The organism is Ohtaekwangia koreensis (genome assembly GCF_900167975.1).
In the GTDB taxonomy this organism is placed as follows: domain Bacteria; phylum Bacteroidota; class Bacteroidia; order Cytophagales; family Cyclobacteriaceae; genus Ohtaekwangia; species Ohtaekwangia koreensis.
Genome location: NZ_FUZU01000001.1, coordinates 1,894,594 through 1,921,096 on the forward strand (window position 1 = coordinate 1,894,594; position 26,503 = coordinate 1,921,096).

The 26,503-nt window shown below is 42.0% G+C and carries 25 protein-coding genes; 5 read left to right on the forward strand and 20 right to left on the reverse strand.

Translation table 11 applies throughout. The features are described 5' to 3' along the window. Positions 1-122: 122 nt before the first annotated feature. The 11 genes from B5Y40_RS07845 to B5Y40_RS07895 all read right to left on the reverse strand — a co-directional run bounded on the left by B5Y40_RS07845 (position 123) and on the right by B5Y40_RS07895 (position 9,386). Entirely contained in the window at positions 123-1,055 is a 933-nt protein-coding gene (locus tag B5Y40_RS07845; RefSeq protein ID WP_079686137.1) for a bifunctional riboflavin kinase/FAD synthetase, read from the reverse strand. Further along, positions 1,052-1,711, reverse strand: a complete 660-nt coding sequence (gene truB / locus B5Y40_RS07850; protein WP_079686138.1) for a tRNA pseudouridine(55) synthase TruB — start codon at positions 1,709-1,711, stop codon at positions 1,052-1,054. Before truB ends, B5Y40_RS07845 begins: the two co-directional genes overlap by 4 nt. Further along, positions 1,711-2,502 carry an undecaprenyl-diphosphate phosphatase gene (locus tag B5Y40_RS07855; protein WP_079686139.1) on the reverse strand — a complete coding sequence of 264 codons (792 nt, stop codon included), beginning with the start codon at positions 2,500-2,502 and terminating at the stop codon, positions 1,711-1,713. Before B5Y40_RS07855 ends, truB begins: the two co-directional genes overlap by 1 nt. A gap of 80 nt (positions 2,503-2,582) precedes the next feature. Continuing rightward, positions 2,583-2,786 carry a DUF3098 domain-containing protein gene (locus B5Y40_RS07860; protein ID WP_079686140.1) on the reverse strand — a complete coding sequence of 68 codons (204 nt, stop codon included), beginning with the start codon at positions 2,784-2,786 and terminating at the stop codon, positions 2,583-2,585. A gap of 15 nt (positions 2,787-2,801) precedes the next feature. Beyond that, positions 2,802-3,686: a cell division protein FtsX gene (locus B5Y40_RS07865; protein ID WP_079686141.1), complete on the reverse strand. Its 885-nt coding sequence runs from the start codon at positions 3,684-3,686 to the stop codon at positions 2,802-2,804. 130 nt (positions 3,687-3,816) lie between these two features. Then, positions 3,817-4,737, reverse strand: a complete 921-nt coding sequence (locus tag B5Y40_RS07870) for a hypothetical protein (RefSeq protein ID WP_079686142.1) — start codon at positions 4,735-4,737, stop codon at positions 3,817-3,819. A 4-nt stretch (positions 4,738-4,741) separates the two neighbouring features. Next, complete coding sequence (locus tag B5Y40_RS07875; RefSeq protein WP_317043547.1) at positions 4,742-5,305, reverse strand: RNA polymerase sigma factor; 564 nt, start codon at positions 5,303-5,305, stop codon at positions 4,742-4,744. A gap of 71 nt (positions 5,306-5,376) precedes the next feature. Beyond that, entirely contained in the window at positions 5,377-5,802 is a 426-nt protein-coding gene (locus tag B5Y40_RS07880; protein ID WP_079686143.1) for a DUF2147 domain-containing protein, read from the reverse strand. 223 nt (positions 5,803-6,025) lie between these two features. Then, positions 6,026-8,203: a sodium-translocating pyrophosphatase gene (locus B5Y40_RS07885; protein ID WP_079687118.1), complete on the reverse strand. Its 2,178-nt coding sequence runs from the start codon at positions 8,201-8,203 to the stop codon at positions 6,026-6,028. A gap of 278 nt (positions 8,204-8,481) precedes the next feature. Next, positions 8,482-8,865, reverse strand: coding sequence for a hypothetical protein (locus tag B5Y40_RS07890; RefSeq protein WP_143785652.1), 384 nt, complete (start codon positions 8,863-8,865; stop codon positions 8,482-8,484). Beyond that, the gene (locus B5Y40_RS07895) at positions 8,862-9,386 is read right to left on the reverse strand and encodes an acyl-CoA thioesterase (protein WP_079686145.1); all 525 of its coding nucleotides are present in this window, start codon (positions 9,384-9,386) and stop codon (positions 8,862-8,864) included. Before B5Y40_RS07895 ends, B5Y40_RS07890 begins: the two co-directional genes overlap by 4 nt. A gap of 411 nt (positions 9,387-9,797) precedes the next feature. Between B5Y40_RS07895 and thrA the strand changes: the two genes are divergently transcribed. From thrA to thrC, 3 genes are all read left to right on the forward strand, one after another. Further along, positions 9,798-12,242, forward strand: coding sequence for a bifunctional aspartate kinase/homoserine dehydrogenase I (gene thrA, locus B5Y40_RS07900; RefSeq protein WP_079686146.1), 2,445 nt, complete (start codon positions 9,798-9,800; stop codon positions 12,240-12,242). 88 nt (positions 12,243-12,330) lie between these two features. After that, positions 12,331-13,263 (forward strand): homoserine kinase, encoded by a 933-nt coding sequence (locus B5Y40_RS07905; protein WP_079686147.1) that lies wholly within the window; start codon positions 12,331-12,333, stop codon positions 13,261-13,263. Positions 13,264-13,334: 71 nt separating this feature from the next. Then, positions 13,335-14,639, forward strand: coding sequence for a threonine synthase (gene thrC, locus B5Y40_RS07910; protein ID WP_079686148.1), 1,305 nt, complete (start codon positions 13,335-13,337; stop codon positions 14,637-14,639). Here thrC and B5Y40_RS07915 read toward each other — a convergent pair. From B5Y40_RS07915 to B5Y40_RS07955, 9 genes are all read right to left on the reverse strand, one after another. Continuing rightward, positions 14,611-15,075, reverse strand: a complete 465-nt coding sequence (locus B5Y40_RS07915; RefSeq protein ID WP_079686149.1) for a GtrA family protein — start codon at positions 15,073-15,075, stop codon at positions 14,611-14,613. The two genes, thrC and B5Y40_RS07915, sit on opposite strands and share 29 nt — an antisense overlap. A 77-nt stretch (positions 15,076-15,152) precedes the next feature. After that, positions 15,153-15,803 carry a protein-L-isoaspartate(D-aspartate) O-methyltransferase gene (locus B5Y40_RS07920; protein WP_079686150.1) on the reverse strand — a complete coding sequence of 217 codons (651 nt, stop codon included), beginning with the start codon at positions 15,801-15,803 and terminating at the stop codon, positions 15,153-15,155. A gap of 369 nt (positions 15,804-16,172) precedes the next feature. Next, positions 16,173-17,066 (reverse strand): 3-hydroxyacyl-CoA dehydrogenase family protein, encoded by an 894-nt coding sequence (locus B5Y40_RS07925; protein WP_079686151.1) that lies wholly within the window; start codon positions 17,064-17,066, stop codon positions 16,173-16,175. Positions 17,067-17,132: 66 nt separating this feature from the next. Next, positions 17,133-18,587 (reverse strand): BamA/TamA family outer membrane protein, encoded by a 1,455-nt coding sequence (locus B5Y40_RS07930; RefSeq protein WP_079686152.1) that lies wholly within the window; start codon positions 18,585-18,587, stop codon positions 17,133-17,135. A 65-nt stretch (positions 18,588-18,652) separates the two neighbouring features. After that, the gene (locus B5Y40_RS07935; RefSeq protein ID WP_079686153.1) at positions 18,653-19,771 is read right to left on the reverse strand and encodes a prolipoprotein diacylglyceryl transferase; all 1,119 of its coding nucleotides are present in this window, start codon (positions 19,769-19,771) and stop codon (positions 18,653-18,655) included. Between the two features lie 113 nt (positions 19,772-19,884). Then, positions 19,885-21,717, reverse strand: coding sequence for an NAD(+) synthase (nadE, locus tag B5Y40_RS07940; RefSeq protein ID WP_079686154.1), 1,833 nt, complete (start codon positions 21,715-21,717; stop codon positions 19,885-19,887). A 216-nt stretch (positions 21,718-21,933) separates the two neighbouring features. Beyond that, positions 21,934-22,665 (reverse strand): ribonuclease III, encoded by a 732-nt coding sequence (rnc, locus tag B5Y40_RS07945; protein WP_245840493.1) that lies wholly within the window; start codon positions 22,663-22,665, stop codon positions 21,934-21,936. Positions 22,666-22,890: 225 nt separating this feature from the next. Then, positions 22,891-24,138, reverse strand: a complete 1,248-nt coding sequence (fabF, locus tag B5Y40_RS07950) for a beta-ketoacyl-ACP synthase II (protein ID WP_079686156.1) — start codon at positions 24,136-24,138, stop codon at positions 22,891-22,893. A 37-nt stretch (positions 24,139-24,175) separates the two neighbouring features. Next, positions 24,176-24,415 (reverse strand): acyl carrier protein, encoded by a 240-nt coding sequence (locus B5Y40_RS07955; protein ID WP_025537672.1) that lies wholly within the window; start codon positions 24,413-24,415, stop codon positions 24,176-24,178. 113 nt (positions 24,416-24,528) lie between these two features. Between B5Y40_RS07955 and B5Y40_RS07960 the strand changes: the two genes are divergently transcribed. Further along, complete coding sequence (locus B5Y40_RS07960; protein ID WP_079686157.1) at positions 24,529-24,951, forward strand: IPExxxVDY family protein; 423 nt, start codon at positions 24,529-24,531, stop codon at positions 24,949-24,951. A 62-nt stretch (positions 24,952-25,013) separates the two neighbouring features. Beyond that, positions 25,014-26,444, forward strand: a complete 1,431-nt coding sequence (gene pyk, locus B5Y40_RS07965) for a pyruvate kinase (RefSeq protein WP_079686158.1) — start codon at positions 25,014-25,016, stop codon at positions 26,442-26,444. Positions 26,445-26,503 lie beyond the last annotated feature (59 nt).

The following is a 26,503-nucleotide window of genomic DNA, read 5'->3' on the forward strand; positions in this document are numbered from 1 at the left end:
GCTGTTAATCGTTATTTGTGGAACGGTTAATCACCTACTGTTGATTGTATACAAGATTACAAAAAGCAGGCGTGCACTACAACATCCGTATGCGTTTCACTTATTCCGGAAACGGGTAATTGCTACAACTGCGCCAGCATACGGAGAGCATCCTGCTTGTCAACGCCAAGTTGAACTTTCAATTCCTCGAGATCATTGAACCGGGCATCGCCCCTAATAAGTTTGTGGAAGTAAAGCGTTAACGATTCGCCATATATATCCTTATCGAAATCAAAGATGTTAACCTCTATATTCCGCTTTGTTCCGTTCACGGTTGGCCGGTTACCAATATATAGCATGCCCTTATAGGTTGTGTGTTCATGCAATACTGTAACGGCATATATACCATCGGCAGGAATGAGTTTGTACTTGGTGTCAACTTCAATGTTGGCAGTAGGGTATCCCAGAAGCCGGCCTAATTTATCGCCCATTACCACGCGACCAGTAAGCGCATACGGTTGTCCTAAAAAATGCGTAGCAGTATCTATATCACCTTCATCGAGCGCCTTTCGTATTTTGGATGAGCTTACACCAACGTGATCTATATCCTGTCGTGGAATCTCTTCTACCTCAAAACCATATTTAGGAGCATTCAACTTAAGCTGTTCGAAGCTGCCCTCGCGGTTATGTCCAAAACGATGATCGTAGCCTATAACAAGTTTCTTTGTGCCAATGGTATCTACCAGTATCTTTTGGATAAACTCCTCTGATGTATATTGTGAAAATTCTTTGGTAAATGGAATGCGGACGAGGTGTTGTATACCTTGCTCTTTCAGCAAAGCTGCTTTTTCTTCGAAGGTATTCAGTAGTTTGAGAGAGTCGTCTTCCGGATGAAGTACTAAACGTGGATGTGGCCAAAATGTGATCACAACGGTTTCTCCGTTGTTACGCGTTGCAATCTCCTGAAGACGTGCTAATATTTTCTGATGACCAACGTGCACACCATCAAACGTGCCGCTGGTAACCACTGCGTAGTTTAATCTTGATAAGTCATCGATGCCGTGATATATCTTCATAACATTACTTCTTCGATGGTTTGAGCATCTTTTAACAGGGAAGCTCCAATCCTGGTTCGGCAAAGTTCTGAAAGATATGCTCCAACACCAAGGGCATTTCCTAAATCACGTGCTATACTCCTGATATACGTTCCTTTGGAACAAACAATTCGAAAGGACAACTCGGGCAAGTTGATCGCGGTAATTTCAAATTCCCGGATTTCAACATCCCGATGTTTGAGTTCTATTTCTTTTCCTTTACGGGCATAGTCGTAAGCACGTTTACCACCCACGCGTATAGCGGAGTGCATCGGTGGCAACTGACTGATGTTTCCTATAAATGGTTTAACAGCGTCCTCAATTGCCTGAGACGTGATATGTGCGATATCGGTTGCCTCGCTTATTTCTGTTTCAAGATCATGCGAAGGAGTGGTGCTACCCAGTATAAATTTACCGGTATATTCTTTCTCCTGCCCCATGAATTCTTCAATGCGCTTGGTCATTTTACCAGTGCATATAATAAGTAGTCCTGTGGCCAGTGGATCCAACGTACCTGCGTGTCCAATCTTCTTGATCTTGAGTTTATACCGTAGCTTGTTTACGACATCAAAGGATGTCCACTCAAGCGGTTTATTGATGAGCAGGATACGGCCTTCTTCCGGGGTTGAGTTTTCCATTATACGATGGAGAGTCCTACTCCAAGATAATATAGCACAAGAATGACAATGCCCAATACGATGCGGTAATAACCGAAGAGCTTGAAGCCATGCTTGGTAAGAAATGTTATGAAGGATTTGATGGCGATCATGGCAACTATAAATGCTATAACATTGCCAACTGCAAAGAGCGTTATTTCGTGTGTGCCGAAACTCCCACCGTCCATAATATACTCCAGAATTTTTAAGGCGGTAGCTGCAAACATGGTTGGTACCGCCAGGAAGAATGAGAACTCCGCAGCAGTCTTTTTATTAAGTTTTTGGGATAATCCCCCGATGATCGTAGCGGCAGAACGTGATACTCCCGGGATCATCGAGATAATCTGGATGATTCCGATCTTCAATGCCGTGGGATAGTCGATTTGTTTTTGACTCGTTTCATTTCCTTCGAAGATCTTGTCTACGAACAAAAAGAAGATTCCTCCAATGAGCAACGTATAGCCAACAACATCTACACGCTCCAGCAACGCATCTATATAGTCTTTAAAAAGAAGACCCACGATGGCTACGGGTATAAATGCAACAATCAGTTTAAAGTAAAATTCAAATGACTGGAAGAAGCGTTTCCAGTAGAGTACGATTACGGAGAGAATTGCACCAAGCTGGATGGCTACCGTAAACATCTTTGTGAACGGATCACTCGCAATTCCCATCAGGGAAGAACCGATGATCATGTGTCCGGTAGAAGATATAGGTAAAAATTCAGTAACGCCTTCAATGATGGCGAGAATGATAGCTTGCAGGATAGTCATGCGAATTGATTTCAGATTCCGCTATATATACTTGAGCATGGTTAATGCCAGCAATATATTATGGAATTTTAAATACTATACTATTTTGTAGGGCGATGCAGGATAGCGTAAATCTGTACAACGAAGCCAGCCATTACAACGATGGGTCCTAAGGTCAATCCCAGGAAGCCAAAGCCATGTTGTGTTTTGTCAAGGGACATAATGACGAACCCAATGATGATTGCCATCACGCCGATGATCATCCACTGATAATTCTTTTTGCCAAAGGGAAGTTTGCTTTCCATGTGTGTTTTAATTTTTCAATATAATTGGTCGAGTGACATTCGTAAATACCGGTTGATAGAGAAGAAAGTGCCGATAACAGCTACGATCATTCCGATCATCACCAGCGAGCCCAGCAACATCATGAAGTGCTCTTGATTATGTAAAAGTGCAAGGTCTGTAATTTTGCGCTGTGCATAGTCTGATAAAGACCAGAGCAGGACCGAGGTGATAAATCCTGCCAGTAACCCATACGTTGCAGCACGCAGTAAAAAAGGTCGTTGAATAAACCAACGCTTGGCACCTACCAGCTGCATACTGCGTATAAGAAAACGCTGTGAGAACAAAGCCAGGCGCAGGGTGTTATTTATTAACAGTATAACTGTGATTAATAACAATACAATGAGACCCATGAGTATAAACCCAAGCTTGGTAACATTGCTGTTTACAGATTCAATCAAACCTTCTACATAGTATACCTGGAAAACACCATTCATTTTTTGAAGGTCAGCCTTTATCTTTTCCATTTGACTTTTGGAATGAAAGTCAGGATCAATGTTTACGAGGTATGCATCCTTTAAGGGATTCTCCCCTATAAATTGCGTGAAGTCTTCTCCGGTTTCTGCGATGAATTTTTTGGCTGCATCTTCTTTTGAAAAGAAAGCAACACCTTTACCTTCTCCATGATTTACAAAATCCATGGAAAGTAGTTTGTTCTCGATCTGAAGTCGTTGTGTTTCCGTCAGGTTTGATTTGAGATACACCTGCATTTTTATATTCTGCCGAACCTGGTGTTCTAACTCCTGCGAGTAAATGATTAAAAGGCCAAACAAGCCGATAACAAACAGGGCTAGTGTTATGCTGATGACTACACCAATGCCAGGGTAGCCTCCTAACTTCTTTTTACGGGCTTTCTTCTCCATGTTGATCGCCAAAGTTAGGAGAAATTACCAAATAGTAGCGTGGTAATCGAATCGTTGCTGATTTAGGCTATAAACAAAAAAAGTCCCGCCATAAGCGGGACCCTTAGAATTGAATGTTTATTTCTGTTTATCAATTTCCACGATGCTCTTTCAATTTCTTGATCAGGGCCGGGTCGCTGATGGCTGCCAGAGGTTTCACTTTTTCATTAGCCTCATTCAGCAGGTAGTATTTATTTTCATGGAACAGGAAAACAGTGTGTTTGTTTTCGCTGAAGAACTCCATGATCTCGATAAGCTTTTTATCAAATGGTCCGTATAAGTATAGCTCTCCATTTTTAAACTGGTAGTGGAAATTATACTTCTTGTTCTTGCTATCTGTCTTAACCATGAGCGAAGACTTGGCAGACTTCGGAGTGCTCTCGGTTGCTGTTTTATTTTCAATAGCTTTTGTTTCTGTTTCTTCACTTGGATCAAATACGTTGATCTCAGGTTTTGATAACGAATCCTTCTGCTTTGGAGCAACAACTACAGGCTTGCTTACGCTGGTTGTTTCTTTAACAGCAGGCTGTTTTTTCTCAACCACAACAGACGAAGGTTGTTCCTTGGGCTTTTCTGATTCAGGCACTGCCGTTGAAGGCGTTGAATTTGTTTCTGGTTCAGGAGTCGGCTGTTCAATTTCTTTTTGAACTTCCACTGGCTGTTCAGTTTTTGTAATAGGCTGCTGTTCAGCAGCGGTGGTTTCTTCTTTCTGATCCAGGTAGAAATATATACCTGTAGCAACCAACCCTGCGGCTACCAGCCCGATCAGCGTTTTGGCTCCAACCGAAATCTCGGTGCCATACGAAGATGGGATCGGTACATTATTCAACATGCTTTTCAATTCGGCAACGCGCGCCTTCCTTATACCCTCGGCAATTTTTTGCTGCAGGTTATATTCGCGTTTCAGGTTCGGATCAGCTTGCAATTTTTGTTCGAACGCTGCCTTGTCGTCAGCGCTTAGTGTATTGCGGATGTATCCGTCCAGTAAATCAAAATCTTTTTCTAATGCCATAACTCTAATCCAAAAAATCCTGCTCAGAATACTGAGTTTTCACTAATTCATCCAGTTTCATTTTACATTTATACTTCTTGGTCTTTGCCGTATCAGTATTCGCGAACCCTAGTTTGTCAGCGATTTCCTGCATCGACATTTCTTCGAAGTAGTAATACATGAGCACCTTCTTGCACGTTTCTCCAAGTTGCTCGATGCATTTTAAAATTATTCGATCACGTTCTGCCGTTTCAGTATCTAACGAAACAGCCGAGTCTTTTTCTTCATTGGAGAGGCGTTTTTTTCGATCCAGTTCTTTTCGCCACAGATTCTGACAAATGCTGTAGATATAGGTACTGATTTTCGAAGTCATCACCAGGTTGCCGGAGGTAGCCTTCTGCCAGAAAACGATTAATGCATCCTGGTAAACATCACGAGCCTCTTCTTCCGTTCCGCTGTTGGTGATGACCAGCTTGGTCATCATCCTGTAATATTTCTTATACAAGAACTCAAGAGCCTTCTCATCGCCTTTACAAATGCGCTCGAAAATTTCCTTTTCGTCTATGTGTGAGCTCGACCTGTATACCATCTTTTAATGAGGTTGTAACCGCTGGGGTTCCTTTTTTATGTTTTTTTCTACGAATTAACGAATATGAGAGATCAATTTATACGTGCCCACGTTTGTGTTCGGTAAAATGGTCCCCAGTATCCGCGTACTTTCAGGTCATTTCCCTCCAGCCATAATTTGCACTTGTATACCTTGCCTTCCTCCGGATCAAGTATATTTCCTTCCGAATACTCACTTCCCGATTTCTGCATGTCTTTGATAATTTCCATGCCGATTATCTTCTTCTTATAGCGTGCATCATTTTCAGGACATTCATTGCAAAGTGGGTCTGGATTTTCGCCTTCCGAAGGAAATATCCTTATAATTTTCCCGAAAACCTTCCCGTCTCGTTCGAAGATTTCAACGATCGATTTTTGCTCGCCTGTCTTGTCATCCGTTGTCTTCCACTTTCCGGTGATGGATTGAGCATGGCCCAGGCAAGCAATAAAAATGAAGAGGAGAGGGGGTATAAGTTTCATTGTCAGGTATTATGCATGAATAAAATTTTTTAAAAATAGTCTATTTTGTTGTATGCAGCTATTCTCAAAGATCAGTCAACAACGCAAGGCTCCGGAACGTTGATTTTCGATGACCAGCCAAAATTATTGAAGATCATCTAAGTATAGTTGTAGACTATTTTTCTAATAAGAAACCCCGGCATAGCCCGGGGTTTCTATATATCTTGATATTCAATCGCGTTGTTTATTTCACCACTGTTTCACTTACAATTTCAACTTTCGCTTTGGTCTGTTCTTTTATCACCGCTGCAGTATGATCCTTGTGGGATATATGTGGAGCGATGATCAAGGCTACAATAGAAGTAAGTTTGATAAGGATGTTCATCGAAGGACCTGATGTATCTTTGAATGGATCACCAACAGTATCTCCGGTTACAGATGCTTTGTGAGGTTCAGATTTTTTATAGTACATCTGTCCGTTGATCTCAACACCTTTCTCGAAAGATTTCTTGGCGTTGTCCCATGCACCACCTGCGTTTGATTGAAACATACCCATCAATACACCGGATACAGTGACACCTGCGAGTAAGCCTCCCAATACTTCGGGGCCAAAGGTAAATCCTACAATGATCGGCACGATCAAAGCGATAGCACCCGGAGCGATCATCTCACGTATAGATGCTTTGGTTGATATAGCCACACACTTCTCGTATTCAGGTTTTGCTTTATACTCCATGATGCCTGGTATTTCGCGGAACTGTCTGCGTACTTCGTTCACCATATCCATCGCAGCACGGCCTACAGCAGCAATTGCTAAAGATGAAAAGATAAACGGTATCATTCCTCCTACAAATAAACCTGCCAGTACAGGAGCCTTATATATATCAATTGCAGAGATGCCAGATATACCTACGAAAGCTGCAAACAACGCCAATGATGTAAGCGCGGCAGAAGCTATAGCAAATCCTTTTCCGGTAGCCGCAGTAGTGTTCCCGACAGCATCAAGGTTATCTGTACGATGACGAACTTCTTCTGGTAACTGACTCATTTCAGCAATACCCCCTGCGTTGTCAGCGATAGGTCCGAATGCATCTATAGCCAACTGCATCGCGGTGGTTGCCATCATACCGGCAGCAGCAATCGCTACACCATAGAGACCTGCAAATTCATACGAAGCAATAATACCGCCTGCCAGTACAAAGATTGGAGCCACCGTAGATTCCATACCTACTGACAGACCGCCTATAATGTTTGTTGCATGACCCGTACCGGATTGCTTGATGATCGAAAGGACTGGGCGTTTACCCATAGCCGTATAGTATTCTGTGATGATACTCATCAACGTACCCACTATCAGTCCGATGATGATCGCTATGAAAACATCCGTAGAAGTAAATTCAACACCACGGTGTACCAGTTTTTCCGGAAGTAAATATTTCACTGCGAAGAAAGAAGCTATAGCAGTCATGATGATCGATGACCAGTTGCCTATATTTAATGCGGTCTGCACACTATCTGTTTCTTTCTTGATGCGAACAAACCACGTACCCACGATCGAAAAGATCAATCCAAGACCAGCGATTAACATTGGTAACAGGATTGGTGACATGCCACCGAATTTATCACTGGAAGCATCAATCTCCTGACCTAATACCATAGTAGCAAGAATGGTTGCTACATAGGAACCGAATAAATCCGCACCCATTCCGGCAACATCTCCTACGTTATCTCCTACGTTGTCTGCAATGGTGGCAGGATTGCGAACATCATCTTCAGGTATACCGGCTTCAACTTTACCAACCAGGTCAGCACCAACATCAGCAGCCTTGGTATATATACCGCCTCCTACACGAGCGAACAACGCGATAGATTCAGCGCCCAAAGAAAAGCCAGCCAACACTTCAATGGCTTTTTTCATTTGAAGACCTGTGACCGCAGCACCTTCGGGAACAAAATATTGCATGAGTACAATGAACAATCCTCCAAGACCAAGTATGGCAAGTCCAGCAACACCTATACCCATTACAGAACCTCCTGTAAAAGATACTCTGAGGGCAAGCGCAAGACTTGTACGTGCGGCTTGTGTGGTGCGTACATTCGCTTTGGTAGCGATCTTCATACCGATGTATCCTGCGAAAGCAGATAACACAGCACCAATTAAAAACGATACAGCAATAATGGGATGAGAATCTTCAACGAGTCCGCCTGACCAACCGAGCAGGATGGCTGCTATCACTGCGAAATACGAAAGAACTTTCCATTCAGCTCTCAAAAAGGCCATGGCCCCGGTAGCGATATAGCCTGCAAGCTCCTGCATTTTTGCGTCACCGGCATCTTGCTTGGTGACCCATGCTGATTTGATTGCCATCGCAATCAGGCCGACTATTCCGAGTGCGGGGATAATAAGTAAAATACTATTCATTGGTTTTAAAGATTTAGGGATCTGATTGTACATAAAAGCCATCTTGATTAACAAGATGGCTTTCTAAGAATGGCAAATATAGAAATAGGAGGCAAACCGCCAAATTTGTAACAGAGGCAGATTTTTTTGTGAGAGACTTTTAATCAATGCGTTACAACAACAATGATCTGGGGTTGAAAGCAATCCCAGAGCATTTTGATGAAGCCGGGGGCGTGGCTGATCCGAGTGGTAGATTTTGAAATAACTATTGAACAACTCAGGGTATAAATTGACCTGATTTATATACCGAACATTTGCTTTAGGGCAATCCAAAGATTTTTCTTTTTCACATCATCCAGTTTATGAATGGCATCAGCAACAATGATCGATACTCCATTCATGGAAAGATGTTCATATACTTTGTCGGATGAGCGAAGGGGAGCACCCAAGGCTAACACCTTCGTGGGGGCGAGTGGTGCTATAATATCGAGCGTAAAATCGTTATGTATTACAATCTGCACAGAAGCCATGCTCAACTTTACCGCAGCCAGCATTTTTGTAAGAACGGTTCGTTCATCTTCTGTATGTTCTTCCCACGGTCTGGAAAGTATAATTAACATACGGGAAGGGATCTGGTATAGCTCTTCCTGATATAGGCTTTCGATGACAGATGATTGACTCACGCTTCTTTAATATCAAATATAGACCTTAACTCATTTGCTTCAGATGGCTTCATCCTTCCGGAGAGGATCAAACGAAGTTGTCTTCTGCGAAGTGCACCGCTATAAAGTTCTTTCTCTTCTTCTGTTTCCGGTTCTACTTCCGGTACATTTACAGGCTTGCCATTCTGATCCAGTGCTACAAATGTAAAGTAGGCAGCATTGCTTTCAAACTTATGACCCGATGGTGCATCTTCTGCTTCAACATCAATGCGTATCTCCATCGATGAATTAAACGCGCGGGTAATTTTTGCTTTTAACGTCACCACGTTACCGAGTCTGATGGGATGCTTAAAAGATATATTATCCACCGAAGCCGTAACGACAGTACTATTTGAATGCTTTTGTCCGACAATTGCCGATACGATATCCATCCAATGCATCAACCGTCCACCCATCAGGTTATTAAGTGTATTCGTATCGTTTGGCAAAACCAACTCCGTCATGCTGACAGATGATTCGCGGGGAAATTTCTTTTTACGCATTATTTAATATTGATAAAGGTTAGGTTGACTGAAAATATAGTGGGTAGATAGCTTTAGAAGCAAAATACTTTCCTATAGTTTATACATCAACACACGAGAACATTCGATTGCAATTCACTAATAACCGTTAGTTCGTGCAAAAATCTAAAAAAATAGCTTGCAATCAAGTATATCATTTCATTATTTCGGTGCGCCTTATGCAAGCAATACAAAATATAGCAACATCCTCTCTCTTCATTTCTGCGAAGAGCGTTGCTTGCATTTCCATTATCGCTATTATTACCATTACCATCATTACGGGGTAACCCGTGATCATCCCTTACCCCAGCCCCATAGGATTATGTCCGTCTCCAGGAGACGAATGCGTAACCGACAGTTAAAGTAGATAGAACACCCTGATAATTATTTTTCATGAAAATATTAAAGTTCGGTGGCTCATCGGTGGCCACCCCTGCGCGGATACAATCTGTTGTAGAAATAGTTAAGCCTTATTTAAAAGGAGATGTAGCCGTAGTATACTCAGCCTTTGGAGGAATAACCGATGTATTAATAAACGTCAGCAAGCTCGCACTGGAGGGTAATCTGGAGTATAAAACCAAACTTGCTGAACTTGAAAAACGCCACCTGGATGCAGTCCGAGAACTGATTGGGGTACAGAAACAGAGCAGCATTCTGGCGCAAGTAAAGTTTATGATCAACGAACTGGAAGATGTTCTTCATGGGATCTTCCTGGTAAAGGAGCGTACACCCCGCACGTTGGATTACATCATGAGCTTCGGTGAGCGGTTGTCAGCATATATAATTTCAGAAGCTTTTAAAGACCGTGGCATTGCCGCTGAATTTTTAGATGCACGTAAAGTCGTTCGCACCGATGCTAACTTTGGATATGCTAAAGTAGATTTTGAGACAACGAATAAACTCATCGGTGATTATTTTAAGAATCATACCGATCTTCAAATCATAACCGGTTTCATTGGAACCTCCGAGACGGGTGAGACAACAACATTAGGACGTAGTGGTTCAGACTATACCGCAGCCATTTTTGCCGGAGCATTGCATGCAACGGATCTGGAAATATGGACTGATGTAGATGGTATGATGACTGCTGATCCGCGCCTGGTGAAGAAAGCATTCACAGTGCCGCAGATGAGCTACGAAGAAGCGATGGAGTTATCGCACTTCGGGGCGAAAGTAATTTTCCCGGCTACCATGCAGCCTGCCATGGTAAATCGTATACCTATATGGATCAAGAATACATTTAATCCTTCTTTCGAAGGAACTGTTATCCATGCGGATTCAAAAAATGGAAAGTTGATCAAAGGTATATCTTCTATGAACCAGGTAACATTGCTAAGCGTACAAGGCAGTGGTTTACTCGGTGTAGTGGGAGCATCCATGCGATTGTTTGCTACACTTGCCCGTGAGAAAATAAACGTAATCCTCATTAGTCAGGCATCGTCAGAACACTCCATCTGTCTGGCGATTGAAAATCAATATACCAAGCAAGCAAAGTCAGCGATAGAGAAGGAATTTCAATATGAAATCAGAAATGAGGAGATAGATGAAGTGCAGGTAGAAACAGACTTGTCGATCGTTGCCGTAGTAGGCGATGGCATGAAGCATAGCCCCGGTACAAGCGGTCGCATGTTCAGTTCTCTTGGTAAGAACGGTGTCAACGTAATGGCTATAGCACAGGGTTCTTCCGAGCGTAATATATCCGCGGTTGTGCGGCAGGCAGATGTTGCCAAAGCGTTGAATGCTTTGCACGAGGCATTCTTCTTATCGGATCGTAAGGTGTTAAATGTTTTTCTGGTGGGTACAGGACTCATTGGAAATTCCCTTGTGAATATGATTGAGGAACAGTATAACAAACTGGCGAAAGAAAATCTGCTGGAAGTAAATGTTATAGCTGTTGCCAACAGTAAGAAAATGATCTTCAATGAAGATGGTCTGAAGTTATCTACTTGCATTGAGAGGATGAAGCAAGAAGGAGAGGCCATGAGTATGAAAGGATTTGCCGATAAAATGATCGGTTTGAATCTGCCCAACAGCATATTTGTTGATTGTACTTCAAGTGAAGAAGTTACTGCTTCCTACGAAGAAATCTTATCCGCCAATATATCGATCGTAACACCGAACAAGAAAGCAAATTCCGCTTCGATGGATCAATACTATACTTTAAAGCAAACTGCTTTTAAGCGTGGTGTTAAATTCTTGTACGAGACCAATGTTGGTGCTGGACTTCCGGTTATCAATACATTAAACGACTTGTTGTTGAGTGGTGATAAAGTGATCTGTATTGAAGGTGTGCTGAGCGGTACATTAAACTTTATTTTCAGTTCCTATACCGAAGGCAAGAAGTTCAGCGATGTAGTGAAAGAAGCGAAAGAGAAAGGATATACCGAACCGGACCCACGTGATGATTTAAGTGGTATGGATGTAGCGCGAAAGATATTGATCCTCTCTCGCGAAACGGGATTGTCCTTCGAGTTGAATGATATACAAGTAGAGAATCTTGTCCCCGATGATTGCCGCAAAGGAAGTGTAGAAGATTTCTTTGCTTCATTAGAGAAACACGACACAGCGTTTGAAAAACTTCGTGCCGGTGCTCATTCAAAAGGAGAGAAGCTGCGGTATATGGCGGTTCTTAAAGACGGAAAGGTGAGTGTAAAACTCGGCTCTGTCAACAATGATCATCCATTCTACTCACTCTCTGGTAGCGACAATATAATCTTGTTAACAACCGAGCGCTATCACGAAAGGCCGTTGGTAATTCGCGGGCCGGGAGCAGGAGCAGCCGTAACAGCAGCGGGTGTATTTGCAGATGTGATACGTATTGGACATTACGCCAAATAACTTTGAACCGTTGATCATTGTTCGTTAATAGTTATATATACTATAAACGAATAGCGATTAACAGATAACGAACAACCGACAACCAAGAATGAAATCAATAAAAGCATCTGCCCCCGCGACTGTAGCAAACGTCTCTTGCGGCTTTGATATTTTCGGATTTGCAGTAGAAGCACCCGCAGATGAAGTGATCGTAACACTTACCGATAAACCCGGAGTTACCATTACTAAAATTATAGGGGATGATGGCAGACTTCCTTTGGAAGCATCAAAGAATACATGCGGTGTTGCTGTATTGGAATTTTTAAAAGCTGTTAATAGTAAATATGGTGCAGAAATTATACTCTATAAAAACCTTCCGTTAGGAAGTGGCATGGGATCAAGCGCAGCAAGTTCTGCAGCAGCCCTGGTAGCGATTAACGAATTGCATGGTAATCCACTTACGCGCGAACAGCTTCTTCCTTTTGCGATGGAATCTGAGCGTATAGCATGTGGTTCTGCGCATGCCGATAACGTTGCGCCCTCTCTGTTGGGTGGCTTTGTTTTGATCAGAGGATATGCTCCTCTGGACGTTGCTACTATACCTACACCAGCTAATTTGTTTTGCACGCTGGTACATCCTCATCTTGAATTAAAGACCGAAGATTCCAGGCGCGTATTAAAACCAACTATACCCATAAAGGATGCCATTACACAGTGGGGAAATATAGCAGGCATGGTAGTGGGCTTAATGAAACCGGATTACGGATTGATCCAGCGTTCATTGAATGATGTAGTCGCTGAGCCGATTCGTTCTGTACTGATTCCTGGCTTCTATACGATAAAGGAAGAAGCGATTAAAGCAGGTGCGCTGGGCTGTGGTATATCCGGATCGGGGCCAACCATCTTTGCGTTATCAACCGAAAGAACTATAGCACAAACCGTTGGTGAAGCGATGCAAAAGCAGTTTGATCTCCTGCAGTTAAAGAGCGATGTGTTCGTTTCTAAAATCAATGGCGAAGGAGCCATGATATTAAAAGGGTAATACTATTCAATGGTATACATATCGCTACACGATCAGCGACTTGCAAATTATAATCTACAACCATCAGCGAAATGAAATTTTATAGTACCAATAACAAGAATTTAAAAGTTGATCTAAAGGAAGCGGTAACACAAGGACTGGCACCGGATAACGGACTCTATATGCCCGAGCATATACCAGTGTTGCCAAAAGAATTTTTCGATACCATTCATACGAAATCCTTTCGGGATATAGCCTTCATCGTTGCTCAAAATATTATCGGGGATGATGTTCCCGCTGATGAACTCAGAAGAATCGTTGATCATACGATTCAATTCGATGCCCCGGTAGTGGAGGTGGATGATCATGCGTATGCGTTAGAACTTTTTCATGGTCCTACATTAGCCTTTAAAGATTTTGGTGCACGCTTTATGTCTCAGCTGTTGGGATATTTTGCGAAGGAACAAAGTCAAGAGATTATTGTTCTGGTGGCAACCTCGGGAGATACTGGCAGTGCCGTTGCCAATGGTTTCTTAGGCGTAAAAGGCACGAAGGTTATTGTACTATATCCTTCCGGGAAAGTAAGCGAGATACAGGAAAAACAGTTTACAACACTTGGGCAGAACGTAATAGCTCTGGAGGTAGACGGTACATTTGACGATTGCCAACGCCTGGTGAAGCAGGCATTTTTAGATGACGTGCTGCGGAAGAAATACTTCCTCACTTCTGCGAACTCGATTAATATAGCACGGTTGATTCCACAGTCCTTTTATTACTTCTATGCATATGCACAAGTGAAGGATAAAAATAAGCCCGTAGTGATTTCTATACCGAGTGGAAACTTCGGAAATCTGACAGGTGGATTGCTGGCACAACGTATGGGGCTACCGATCGAGCGATTCATTGCCACTACGAATGTGAATGATGTTGTTCCTGAGTATTTGAAGACTGAAGTATTTACACCGCGTCCTTCCAGGCAAACGATCAGTAATGCGATGGATGTAGGCAACCCAAGTAACTTTGTAAGGTTGTTAGATCTGTTTGATAAAGACTTCGCGAGGCTTTCGAAAGATATTGTGGGGTATGCTTTCTCGGATGATGAGACACGTGCTGCCATGCGCCATATATATGCGTCTACCGACTATGTTATGGATCCTCATGGAGCCATTGGGTATCTGGGATTGATCAAGTACCTGGAAGAACGTGGTGAAGATATAACCGGTATATTTCTTGAGACAGCGCATCCTGCTAAATTTAAGGAAGTAGTGGATGAAACGTTGTCGCGCCCGATTGATATACCTTTGCCGCTTCAGCGATTTCTGGAGCAACCCAAGAAAAGTATACCAATGAAAAGCGACTTCGAAGGGTTTAAAGATTTTCTTCTGAGTACTCTGTAGAAGATTGCTGCGTTACGACAGCGCGATTACGAAATACTAAATGTTTTCGCGTAAAGAAATTCCAGATAACAGTGATAGCAATGGCTATCACTTTTGCTATTCTATAGTCTATGGCGGTGAATTCCACAACGGCCCACAGTACAATCTGATTTACCACCAGGCCTCCCAATAAGCACAGGAAAAAGAGACCGGCCTCTTGTGCTTTGTTGGCACTTTGCGTTCCGTTAAAAACGAAGCGCTTGGTTAATATATAGGTAACGATGTTGGTCAATGCAAATGCAAACACATTGCCGAAGAGATAATCTATAGAGAGCTTCTCTACAAATAGAATCAGTAAAGAGAATTCAATGACTGCTGAAATGCCTCCTACAAAAACGAACTTGGTGAACTCAGCTTTCAGTAACTTCAATATGTTTTCAAAAATGCTTTTCGTCATAAGGAGTGGCAAAGAAACGAATTTTTATTTTAACATCTCACATGCTTCTTAATTGCTGTTAATCAATCGATTGAAGCTTAGCTTTTCCATCCTTGTTCACCTAGCAGCGGCACAAAAGCGAAGTAATCAAACTCTTCTTTCAGAAGCTTTCCACCCTTCTTTCTGATCCGGAGCATTACTTGTTTTTCTTTATCGCCAACCGGTATCACAAGAATGCCATCTTCTTTCAACTGGTCTGTGAGCGCTGTAGGCACTACTGGTGCTCCTGCTGTTACAATAATTTTATCAAATGGCGCTTTTGCGGGAAGTCCTTTTGATCCATCACCAAAAAAGAAATAAGGTTTATATCCAATCCTTGGTAAAAATTCCATAGCCGTTTCATAAAGCTTCCGCTTATACTCTATAGTATAGACTTTAGCTCCAAGGGCAAGGAGCACGCATGCCTGGTATCCTGAGCCTGTCCCGATTTCAAGGACTTTATCGCCTGGTTTGATTTCAAGCTTTTCTGATTGAAAGGCAACCGTGTAAGGTTGGGATATGGTTTGGCCTTCACCAATCGGAAAGGCTTTGTCTTCATAAGCATGTTCCAACAATGCATTTTCAAAAAAAACGTGCCTGGGCACGGTACCTATGGCCGCTAAAACAGCCTCGTCTTTGATGCCCTTCAGCGCTAGTTTTTTTACGAGTTTATTGCGCAATCCGCGTTGTCTATAGTTGTCTTCAAACATGAATTTTTCCCTTCAAAAATGCCGTTGTGGATAAAATGTGGATCGATTGTGTATAATACTTAATTATCTGATTTACAATATTTTAAAACAAAATTTAAAAATGCACGTCAAGCAAAAAGTGCGTTTTCAGGGCCTCCGAAAGTGTCAACTTTTAGAGGGGGGAAAGTTTCAGAAATTCTTTAGGAAAATTCGAAGCTATGCCCTTACTTTAAAGTCTCCTCTCCACACAGTGATCAGCTTTTTGCCATAGCGTTTCACATGTGCCTCGACCGGAGAGCCGGTGGTTTCACCACTGACCTGAAGGACGAGAGAGAAGTGTAAATTAAGGCCAGTTACTCTTAAACGAGTGGCTGGCCTTTCACTTTTAGATCAATTTCTTACAAATCTGCTTGAAACTTTTAGCTCTTTGCTCCCAGGAGTATAAGCGTAAAATCCGTTCCCTGACTTTATTCCTTTGTGCCCGGCCTGAACCATGTTTACCAATAAAGGACAAGGCGCGTATTTGGGATTGCCAAAGCCGTCATGCAATACATTCAATATAGAGAGGCAAACATCCAGCCCGATGAAATCAGCAAGTTGTAATGGTCCCATAGGATGCGCCATTCCGAGCTTCATCACAGAATCGATTTCTTCAACACCGGCAACGCCTTCATACAATGAATATATAGCTTCATTGATCATGGGCATAAGTATACGATTGGCTATAAAACCTGGATAGTCATTTACTTCTACAGGAATCTTTTCAAGACTCCGCGATAATTCCATGATGGTGCTTGTAACCTCATTACTCGTATTGTAACCTCTTATAACTTCTACCAGTTTCATAACCGGTACAGGATTCATAAAATGCATTCCGATTACTTTATCGGCTCGTTTTGTTACTGATGCAATCTCGGTGATCGAGATAGAGGAGGTGTTGGTTGCTAAAATAGTGTCCGGTAAAGTAGCGGCATCAAGGTCCTGAAAGATTTTTAGTTTCAAGTCTATATTTTCTGTGGCGGCTTCCACCACCAGATCAACGTTGCTTACACCCGATTTCAAATCAGAAGATGTAGCTATATTTTCTAGCGTCTGTTTTTTAATGGCTTCCGTGATGGTTCCTTTCTCTACTTGCCTGGTCAGATTTTTATCAATGGTGTTGATTGCTTTCTTCAGCGCTTCTTCAGCGATATCGATTAACGTTACTGTATATCCGTGTTGCGCAAAAGTATGTGCGATGCCATTTCCCATTGTACCCGATCCGATCACAGCAATGTTCTTCATGTTGAATAAATTTAGCGAACAAAGATAAGCATAGTAACGAGTTTGGGTGCCGTGGTGCAGGCTGTATCAGAACTCTTTTTTGATATTGAAGAAGAACCCGCGGTCGCCTTCTGCATTGTAGGTGTACTCGAAGCGAAATACCATGTCATATGATCCCACTATATCAATACCTGCACCTACACCGGAAAGAAATTTGTTGGTTAAACGACTATTAACTTCATAGTTCGGATAGTTGCTCACGTATCCAACATCCGCATAAGTCTTTAGATAAATCGCTAACGGTATATGTCTGAATTGTGGAATGGGCATAGCGCCCCAATGATAGGTTCTGGAAAGTATTTTTTTCTTGAAGGTTGTTTTGTTCAATATATACTCAGGGCCTTCAATTACATAAATTTCGTATCCACGAATAATTTGCTTTTGATATCCCAAGGCTCCGTAGTTATAGTAAGGAAGGTTCTTTGGATTACTCCAATATCCAACGGTATAGTTTGAAAGATAAAATCCTTTTTGAAGATCGATGAAGCTGGCAAACGTTGCACTGATTTCAAATTTCTTCACATCATCTGAAGCAGCTAAGCCGTTTTGCGTAGCGAAAGCAGAGAGGTAATATCCTCGCAACGGATAGCCTATATAATCACGGTGATCGGAATTGAATTGATACGTGAGCGCAGCAAATTGTTGTGATCTGTTTTCTTTGCCGAGATAATCCGGATTCAATAACGCAACGGTATCGCGAATAGTGGTGCTTTTGTAAAAGAGAGAAAGTATATGCGACTCATAGAACGAAGGGCGATAAGTATAGGTAAGTCCTCCGGTTCGCATCGTACGCACAATGTCTTCGGATTCAAGAAATACGAGTTTATGATCGGCTGTGCGGTATGCCAGGTTTTTTGTTTCAGCGAAATCAAAATCGATGGCTAAACCATGCCGTTGTTTTTTATCTATATAGGGAAAGCGATAGGTGATTCCGAACCTGCGCGAGAATCCGAATTGTGCCAGAAAGCGTAACGTTTCATTTCGACCACGCATATTATATTGATATAGTCGCAGACCATAATTTACCCTGCTGAAATCATGACCATAATTTTGCCACCATTCATTGAAGTTACGATCCGCCAGTTCAAATATAGGGGAGGGGAATGTATACCATCGTTCATTCAGATCGATCAGTAAATCAACCTGATCTGTTTCCAATTCAAGTGTTCTGATCTCTACGGTATTGAACAACCTGGTGTTGATCAATTTTTTCTTATCGACCTCCAGTATACTTTGCAGATCACTGCTATAGATGAAGTCTCCTGACTTAAGTGTGAGCTCCCGCAAAATTATAGGGTCACGCGTTACACGATTGCCAACAATAAAGATCCGGTTGATTCGCAGAAAACGCCCAGTGCTATCTGCAACGATACGGGTACGGCTCGGTCTTTTGGTAGAGTCAGACAAAGCAGTACTGTCAGAGATTTGAGTACTCTTTGCAGGGGTAAAAAAACTAATTAAACTAAAGATAATTGCCAGCATTCTGTAACGCTAAGACTTACTCTATGTTAGACAAGTTTAACGTTAACTTCCGAAAATCTGGATTTTTAATCAGCCTTTTTTCTGAATGATAGCACAAGGATAACAATCCCCGCCAGTATGAGAGGAATGCTGAGGATTTGTCCCATATTAATAGGTAGTGTTGCCTCGAATGCTTCCTGATCTTCTTTCAGATACTCAAAGAGGAATCGCATACCAAAACACCAGATCAGGAAGATCCCGAAAATTCTTCCCGGCACAAGGTGCTCTTTGTACTTAGCCCACATGGCCAGTAAAAATAAGAACAGCAGGACGCAGGAAATAGATTCATATAGCTGTGCAGGATGACGCGCTATACCAACTGTACTGACTTTTGCTACGAAGCCTTTGTTATCAGGATTTGCGATCTGGTAATCGAGCCGGAGCTTCGGAGTTTCATCAAAAAATTCTGATAACTGTGACGCCAGCAGAGGACGCATTGTACCATTAATAAGATTATCAATCTGATTTTCATCAGCCGTTGGCTTGAAGAACACATATACCAGCAACGGCACTTTACCTTCTGCAACTTTCGGTATAGAATCGTTTTTATAGTATACTACATCTTCTACGATCTCCTCAACATCGTGACGCTTGTCTTTCAACGTTTCTGTTAACCTCCCGGTGAATACAACACCCCACGGTTTATCGGTAGGCTTACCAATAATCTCCGAGTTAAAATAATTACCAAGTCTGATCAAGGCTCCCGTTAATGCCACAAGAATGACAATGCGATCCAGCACTTGCAGATAATTCTGACCAGGTTTCTTCTTACGACTATACAACCACAAAGCGAATAAAATACCAATGGCCCCACCGTGACTTGCCAAGCCTTGCAAGCCGGTAAAGCGAAACGGATTAAACTCAAATGGTAAAAAGATACTTAATGGATCGGTCCAGATAATTTCGGGTTGATAAAAAATAACATGACCCAGACGTGCCCCCAGAATAGTTGCCACCACCATGTAAATGGTGAGCGTATCAACGTCCTTTTCAGGTTTGCCTTCTTTGCGAAACATATAGTAAAGGATCTGCTGGCTTACCAGGAAGCCTAACGCGAAAAACAATCCATACCAACGAAGAGCGAAAGAACCAATTGAAAAGATCTCCGGACTTCCGTTCCAAATAACGTAACTGAGTATAGCCATGGCGGCAAATATAGTAGAAAGCTGAAATCAAAAAGCCTGTTACGGCTTAAAGTGAAAAGCTTAAAGTTGAAAGATATTGAGAGACAATAAGATTACAGCACAATAATGCCGGTTTAATATTGATCAAGCTTTGAAAGTTCCTCACTAAACCCTGAAGATAAAATCGGGAATCGGCACCATGTACGCGGATCCACGTTGAGGTCGTCCAGGTGGAACGCTGGCGCCAGACGCTCACGCTTCCATTGGTTAGCAGCCCAAAGTCGGAAGAATTTCTTAATCCAGAGTTTTAGCGCATCGGGTTCGTAATTGATCTTCATCACCTCATATACTTGCAGCGGAGACTTTCTTTCATAGATCGCCCACTTTTCAATTTCCGCCAGCACAGCATAAGGCATTAAGTCATCTTCGTCTGTTTGGTTGCGTTCCAGCGGTCTCAACTCCGCAGTAGGCCGCAGGTTGTTTACCGCGTTGAGACCTGTCTGATTCAATTCCTTTTCAGCCCAACGAAGCCATTGCAGTATAAATACCTTACTCAACCCAGCTATAGGGGAGAGGCTTCCACTGGTGTCACCATCCATCGTGGCATATCCTACATCACCTTCACTTCGGTTGGAGGTGGTGAGGAGCACGGCACGTTTTACATTCGCTAACATCCAGATGATGGGCGAGCGTGAACGGGCCTGTATATTTTGAAGCGTAACATCATCTTCTTCCCACGTAAGTTTTCGACCGATCGCCTTTTCAATTTTCTGCGAATAAGAATTTACTTCTTCATCTATTGTCCATTGGTGGAATTCCGCCCCTATAGATTCTGCTAAAGTCTTGGCCGCATTAAATGTTTGTGATGACGAATTTGTTGTGCCCTGGTATGCACAGGTTAAAAGTTTGTTCACCGCCTCGTGAACGCTCTCCGCCTGAATGCTCAATGCCTTGTTAAATTTTTCCCAACCTAATTCTGATGATGCACGCTTTACCATTTCAGCAACGAACACTGCGCAGCAAGATGAATCGGCTCCGCCACTTAGCGAAAGGACAAATCCCTTTGCTTTACTTTTTCGAATATAGTCATACAACGCCAGGGCTACGGCTTGAGCCAGTTCCTCATTCTTGTCTTTGATATCGTCAGAGATCACAACCTGGCTGTTGGCCGGATTTTTAAAGTCTACATCACAGGCCAGTATATTAAAATTGCGGAAGGAGAGTCGCTTGTTTACAGCCAGTAATTTTTCTTTTTGCGAAATGATGATGTCGCCATCGTAGATCATTTTGCCGGCTTCATTTCCCAGGAGGTTGGTGAAGAGATATACGCAGTTAAAATTTACGGATCCATCCAGTACAACTTCTCTTTCACGAAGTAAACTCTTACCCATGGCAAAATGACTCGCACTCGGATTTAAGATCAGATGTACACCTCTTTCCATTAACCGGTAGCCCGGCCGGTAGTTTTTTCTCCAGCCATCTTCACAGATTTCGAAACCGAATTTTATACCTTCAATTTCATAGATGAGATCGCCAGCCTGAATCTTTTCATCACCCCTTATTATTTCGATGATACGATAGGGGATCCAGGGATCAAACCAGCGTGGTTCATAGTGCACGCCATCGCGCGCCAGGTTCTGTTTGAATGTTATACCTATAATTTTTCCATCACTGATAACACACGAACCATTATAGGTTATTCCATCCAATCGTACAGGCAGACCAATACAAATCGTAATACCATTGGTATACTCACGAATCTTCAATACTTCTTTCCAGGCGTGTTCACTTAGCCAATCGCTGAGAAACAGATCTTCACATCCATAGCCGGTTACACAGAGCTCCGGAAAACAAAGGATCTTAATCTGTTGCTTTTTAGCTTCTTCAATGGCTTCAAGAATGTTGTTTGTATTGTTATTCCAATCGAATGGAATCTGGTTCACTGTAGCGCCTCCGATTTTCAGCATAGCGGATTAGTTTGAATAGTAAAGCGTGAATGCAGCACAAATGTAAACAGCAGCCACTGTATGCCTATAGCAATTTCCAATAGCGCGATTCGTATTCGCTGCAACTCCTATATCTCAAACAAATATGAAAATTAATTCGTCACTTTCCTGAACTGCTTTTTTGAGATTACCCGAATGAGTAGATGTATTTTTAAGAAGAGATTACAGCGATTTCGTCTAGGAGAGAAGATTGAGCATCTCACACGTTTTCAGTGCAGCATCTTGTTCAGCTTTTTTCTTGCTGTTGCCATAGCCAGTGCCTTTGGCTTCATTATCGACAAGCACTTGTGCTGTAAATTCTTTGTGGTTCTTTCCTTTTTTCACATTGAGGATTTCGAACTTCACTTCTTTTCCTTCGCGTTGTGCCCACTCTATAATCTTACTCTTGAAATTGGAGTTTGAGTTTACCAATTCATCCAGATCATAATTGGGGTTGATAAGTTTATCGATCACAAACTTCTTTGTTCGCAGATAACCTTTGTCAAGGTATATAGCTCCAACGATGGCCTCTAATGTATTTCCTAAGATTACTTGTTGAAGATGTGAATTCTTCTGATCGTATTGAACAATGTTACCGACACCAATCTTTCGAGCGAGGAGATTAAGTGTTTCCCGGTTTACGATACGTGATCGTATTTCGGTAAGAAATCCTTCTGATCTGAATGGAAATTTTTTGAAAAGATAGTCTGCTACTGCAGCTCCGAGAATGGCATCACCAAGATACTCAAGCCGTTCATTTGATTCTTTAAAGCCCTGACCGTTTTCTTTGGCAATAGAACTATGGACTGTCGCTAAACGGTATAGTTCAAGATTGGAAGGTGTAAGGCCGGCAATGTTTTTAATAGCCCTGATCAACTTCTCATCATTCTTCGATTTCCCTTTCGGAAGCTTAAGGATTTTCCAGACCAAGTTGTATATCAGTTCATTTTTTAGTCGGATGCTAATTTAATAAGATTCTTGGTATAAATACTCTGCGAAGGAAAGGTGTTGTTCAGATTATTGTGTTGAAGGGTGAAAAAATAATCAAAAGTATATTTCAGCCTCTTTCAATAATACCTGTGAAGTATACACAAGCCTATACCGGACTCCCAATGAAAAAATCAGAAGCCCTCGTGAATATTATCCTTAAAAGAATCAGATTTTCTTGAAGATCACGGAGAAGTTATGACCACCAAAGCCAAAGGTATTACTCAACGCGATGTTTACGTTGCGTTCCTGTGCTTTGTTAAAAGTCATATTCAATTTAGGATCAAGTTCCGGGTCATCCTCGAAGTGATTGATAGTAGGAGGGACGATGGAATGATTGATTGCCATGATACACGCTATACTTTCTATCGCTCCTGCGGCACCCAATAAATGTCCCGTCATTGATTTGGTAGAGCTGATGTTTAATTTATAAGCATGCTCACCAAATACTTTTTGTATCGCGCGAATCTCACCTATATCACCTAGTGGTGTAGAGGTACCATGTGTATTAATGTAATCGATTTGGTCTACAGTAATTTCAGCATCTTCCAATGCATTATACATTACCTGGATGATGCCGGCTCCGTCTGGATGAGGAGCCGTGATGTGATAAGCGTCGGATGACATACCGCCACCAATCACTTCTGCATAAATTTTAGCTCCCCTTTTCACAGCGTGTTCATACTCCTCTAGAATCAATGCACCGGCTCCTTCGCCAAGTACAAAGCCATCACGGTCTTTATCATAAGGACGTGATGCAGTCTCCGGAGAATTGTTACGCTCAGAGAGCGCTCTTAAAGCATTGAATCCACCCACACCTGCTTCACATACAGCAGCTTCAGAACCACCGGATACAATAATGTCGGCCTTTCCTAAACGTAAAAAAGTAAAGGCGTCATACAATGCATTGGTAGAAGAAGCACAGGCAGAAACGGTTACATAGTTCGGCCCGCGAAAACCATATTTAATAGAGATATGACCTGCGCTGAGGTCAGGGATCATTTTAGGAATAAAGAAGGGATTGAATCTTGGAGTTCCATCGCCTTTGGCATATACCTTTACTTCTTCCTGAAAAGTTAATAACCCCCCGATACCGGAACCCCAGATCACACCAACGCGATTTGGGTTGAGTTCAGCTAGCGGGAGGTTAGCATCTTTTATAGCCTCATCCACAGCCACCATAGCATATTGCGCGAACGGGTCCATCTTACGCGCTTCCTTACGGTCCATAAAGTTACCGATGTCGAAGTTTTTTACTTCGCAGGCAAACTTTGTTTTAAAGAGCGTTGAATCAAAGCGTGTTATGGGAGCTGCTCCACTTTTACCGTTTTTTAGTCCATCCCAAAACGCTGTTAACGTATTGCCGATGGGTGTGAGTGCACCAAGTCCTGTAACGACTACTCGCTTCAATCTCATGATCTATGGGGTGTGGTTGTATAAAGGCAGTGGTCAATTATTTCTTTACGTTTTGCTCCAAGTAAGAGATGGCCTGGCCAACAGTAGAAATATTTTCAGCCTGGTCGTCCGGGATAGAAATATTGAATTCCTTTTCGAACTCCATAATAAGTTCTACGGTGTCAAGTGAGTCAGCTCCAAGGTCGTTAGTGAAGCTAGCCTCAGGAGTAACTTCAGATTCTTCAACACCAAGTTTTTCGATGATGATCTGCTTTACTTTTTGTGCAATTTCAGACATGTTTTTAAGGTTTATGATTTAAAAATCAGTTGCAAAGAAAGAGATTTACGTGAATATTATCAAACTTTTTTGAATAGCCTCAAAGCTCTAATAAGGAGTGAATTCATAGGAAAATGAAGAAAAGCAAACTTGTTATCGAATATGAATATGACTTTGATCTGTTGGGACTGACCTCAACAGCACGTGGCTATAAACTCGCGTGGGAAATTAACCAGGCATTACATGTTCAACTGGTAAAACAGCCCGATTTAGCAGTGGGATTTAAAAATAATGAAGAAAAATTTTTTTCTTTCTATGCTTTTGAAACTCAACTCAATCGTTTGAAACTGTTTAAAAACAAACCTTTGGATACTGAGCCCGGAAAGTATTTTTTAATCCCTGAATTTCCTCACTTCGATTTTATAATTTTGGCGGCTATGAAAGATCAGTACACCCATCTGCAGTTGCTGGAGTTGATCAAGTCAATACCTTCTATTCAGTTTGTGGCGTTCATACCTATGGATGGCCTCAAGTCTAAATCAAATTTTATTTTCTGATCCCTTCCATGCACGCTGATTTATTTCATATTATTCATCCATACGAAATATCTTAAACCTTTATGTTAGAAAAAGTATCGTTCAACAAGACTAAAATTGTTGCCACTGTAGGCCCTGCTTCAAATTCAAAAGAGATGCTTCACGCATTGATCAAAGAAGGAGTCGATGTTTTCCGGCTTAACTTCTCTCATGGTAAACATGAAGATCATTTGAAAGTAATCAACTTCGTACGCGAGTTGAACAAAGAGTTAGGGACAACGGTATCGCTGCTGCAGGATTTACAAGGCCCGAAAATCAGAGTGGATGAAGTTGAGCCAGGCACTGTAATCGAACGTGGACAAGAACTGATCATCACAACACGTGACTTGGTTGGTAATCGTGAGATCGCCAGCACTTCGTACAAAAATCTTCCGAGAGATGTAAAAGTTGGTGATACCATTCTGGTTGATGATGGTAAGATAGAATTGAAAGTAAAGGAAATCCGTGATATAGATGTAGTAACAGAAGTTGTTTATGGCGGACCTCTTAAATCACGAAAAGGTATAAATCTTCCATTCACAAAAGTTTCTGCTCCCTCATTGACAGAAAAAGATTTGAAAGACCTTGAATTCGGTTTGGCAAATGATGTGGATTGGATCGCGCTTTCTTTTGTACGTAAAGCTTTCGATATAGAATCATTACGTTCTATCATCGATTCAAAAAAATCCAATGCGCGGATTGTAGCGAAGATTGAAAAACCAGAAGCCCTTAGCAACATTGATGAGATCATCGCTTTAACGGATGCTGTAATGGTAGCACGTGGAGATCTGGGGGTTGAAATCTGGCTCGAAGAAGTGCCGATGGTTCAGAAAATGCTGGTTGAGAAATGTAACAAAGCAGGGAAGCCTGTTATTGTTGCTACGCAGATGATGGAGAGTATGATTGAGAACCCTCGCCCTACACGCGCTGAAACCAATGACGTTGCCAATGCAGTAATGGATGGCGCTGATGCAGTAATGCTTTCAGCAGAAACAGCTGCCGGTAAATACCCGATTGAAGTAATTCGCAGTATGGTGCGTACGGTAGCTTCCGTAGAGAAGAGCCCGAATATTTATTATCGCTTCCGTGATGTAAATAAAAATTCACCAACCTATAACCACGATAACTTTGTATTAGCAGCTTGTAAACTTGCTAAAGATGTAGGAGCAAAAGCAATTGTAGGGATGACACAATCCGGCTATACTGCTTTTCAATCTTCAGCCTATAGACCGAATGCAAATATATTTGTGTTTACATCCAACAAATCGTTGTTGACAAAAATGAACCTGGTGTGGGGAACACAAGCGTATCATTATGATAAGATAAATTCTACTGACGAAACTATAGCCGATGTGGAAAAAATTCTGAAAGAAGAAGGACACGTTCAATCCGGTGACTTGTTCATCATTCTGGCAAGTATGCCGATTCAGGAAAAAGCGCGTACAAACACCTTGAAGATTAATGTAGTGAAGTAATTTTACTATACTATATATTGAAAAAAGCAGCAAGCCATAAGCCTGCTGCTTTTTTGTTG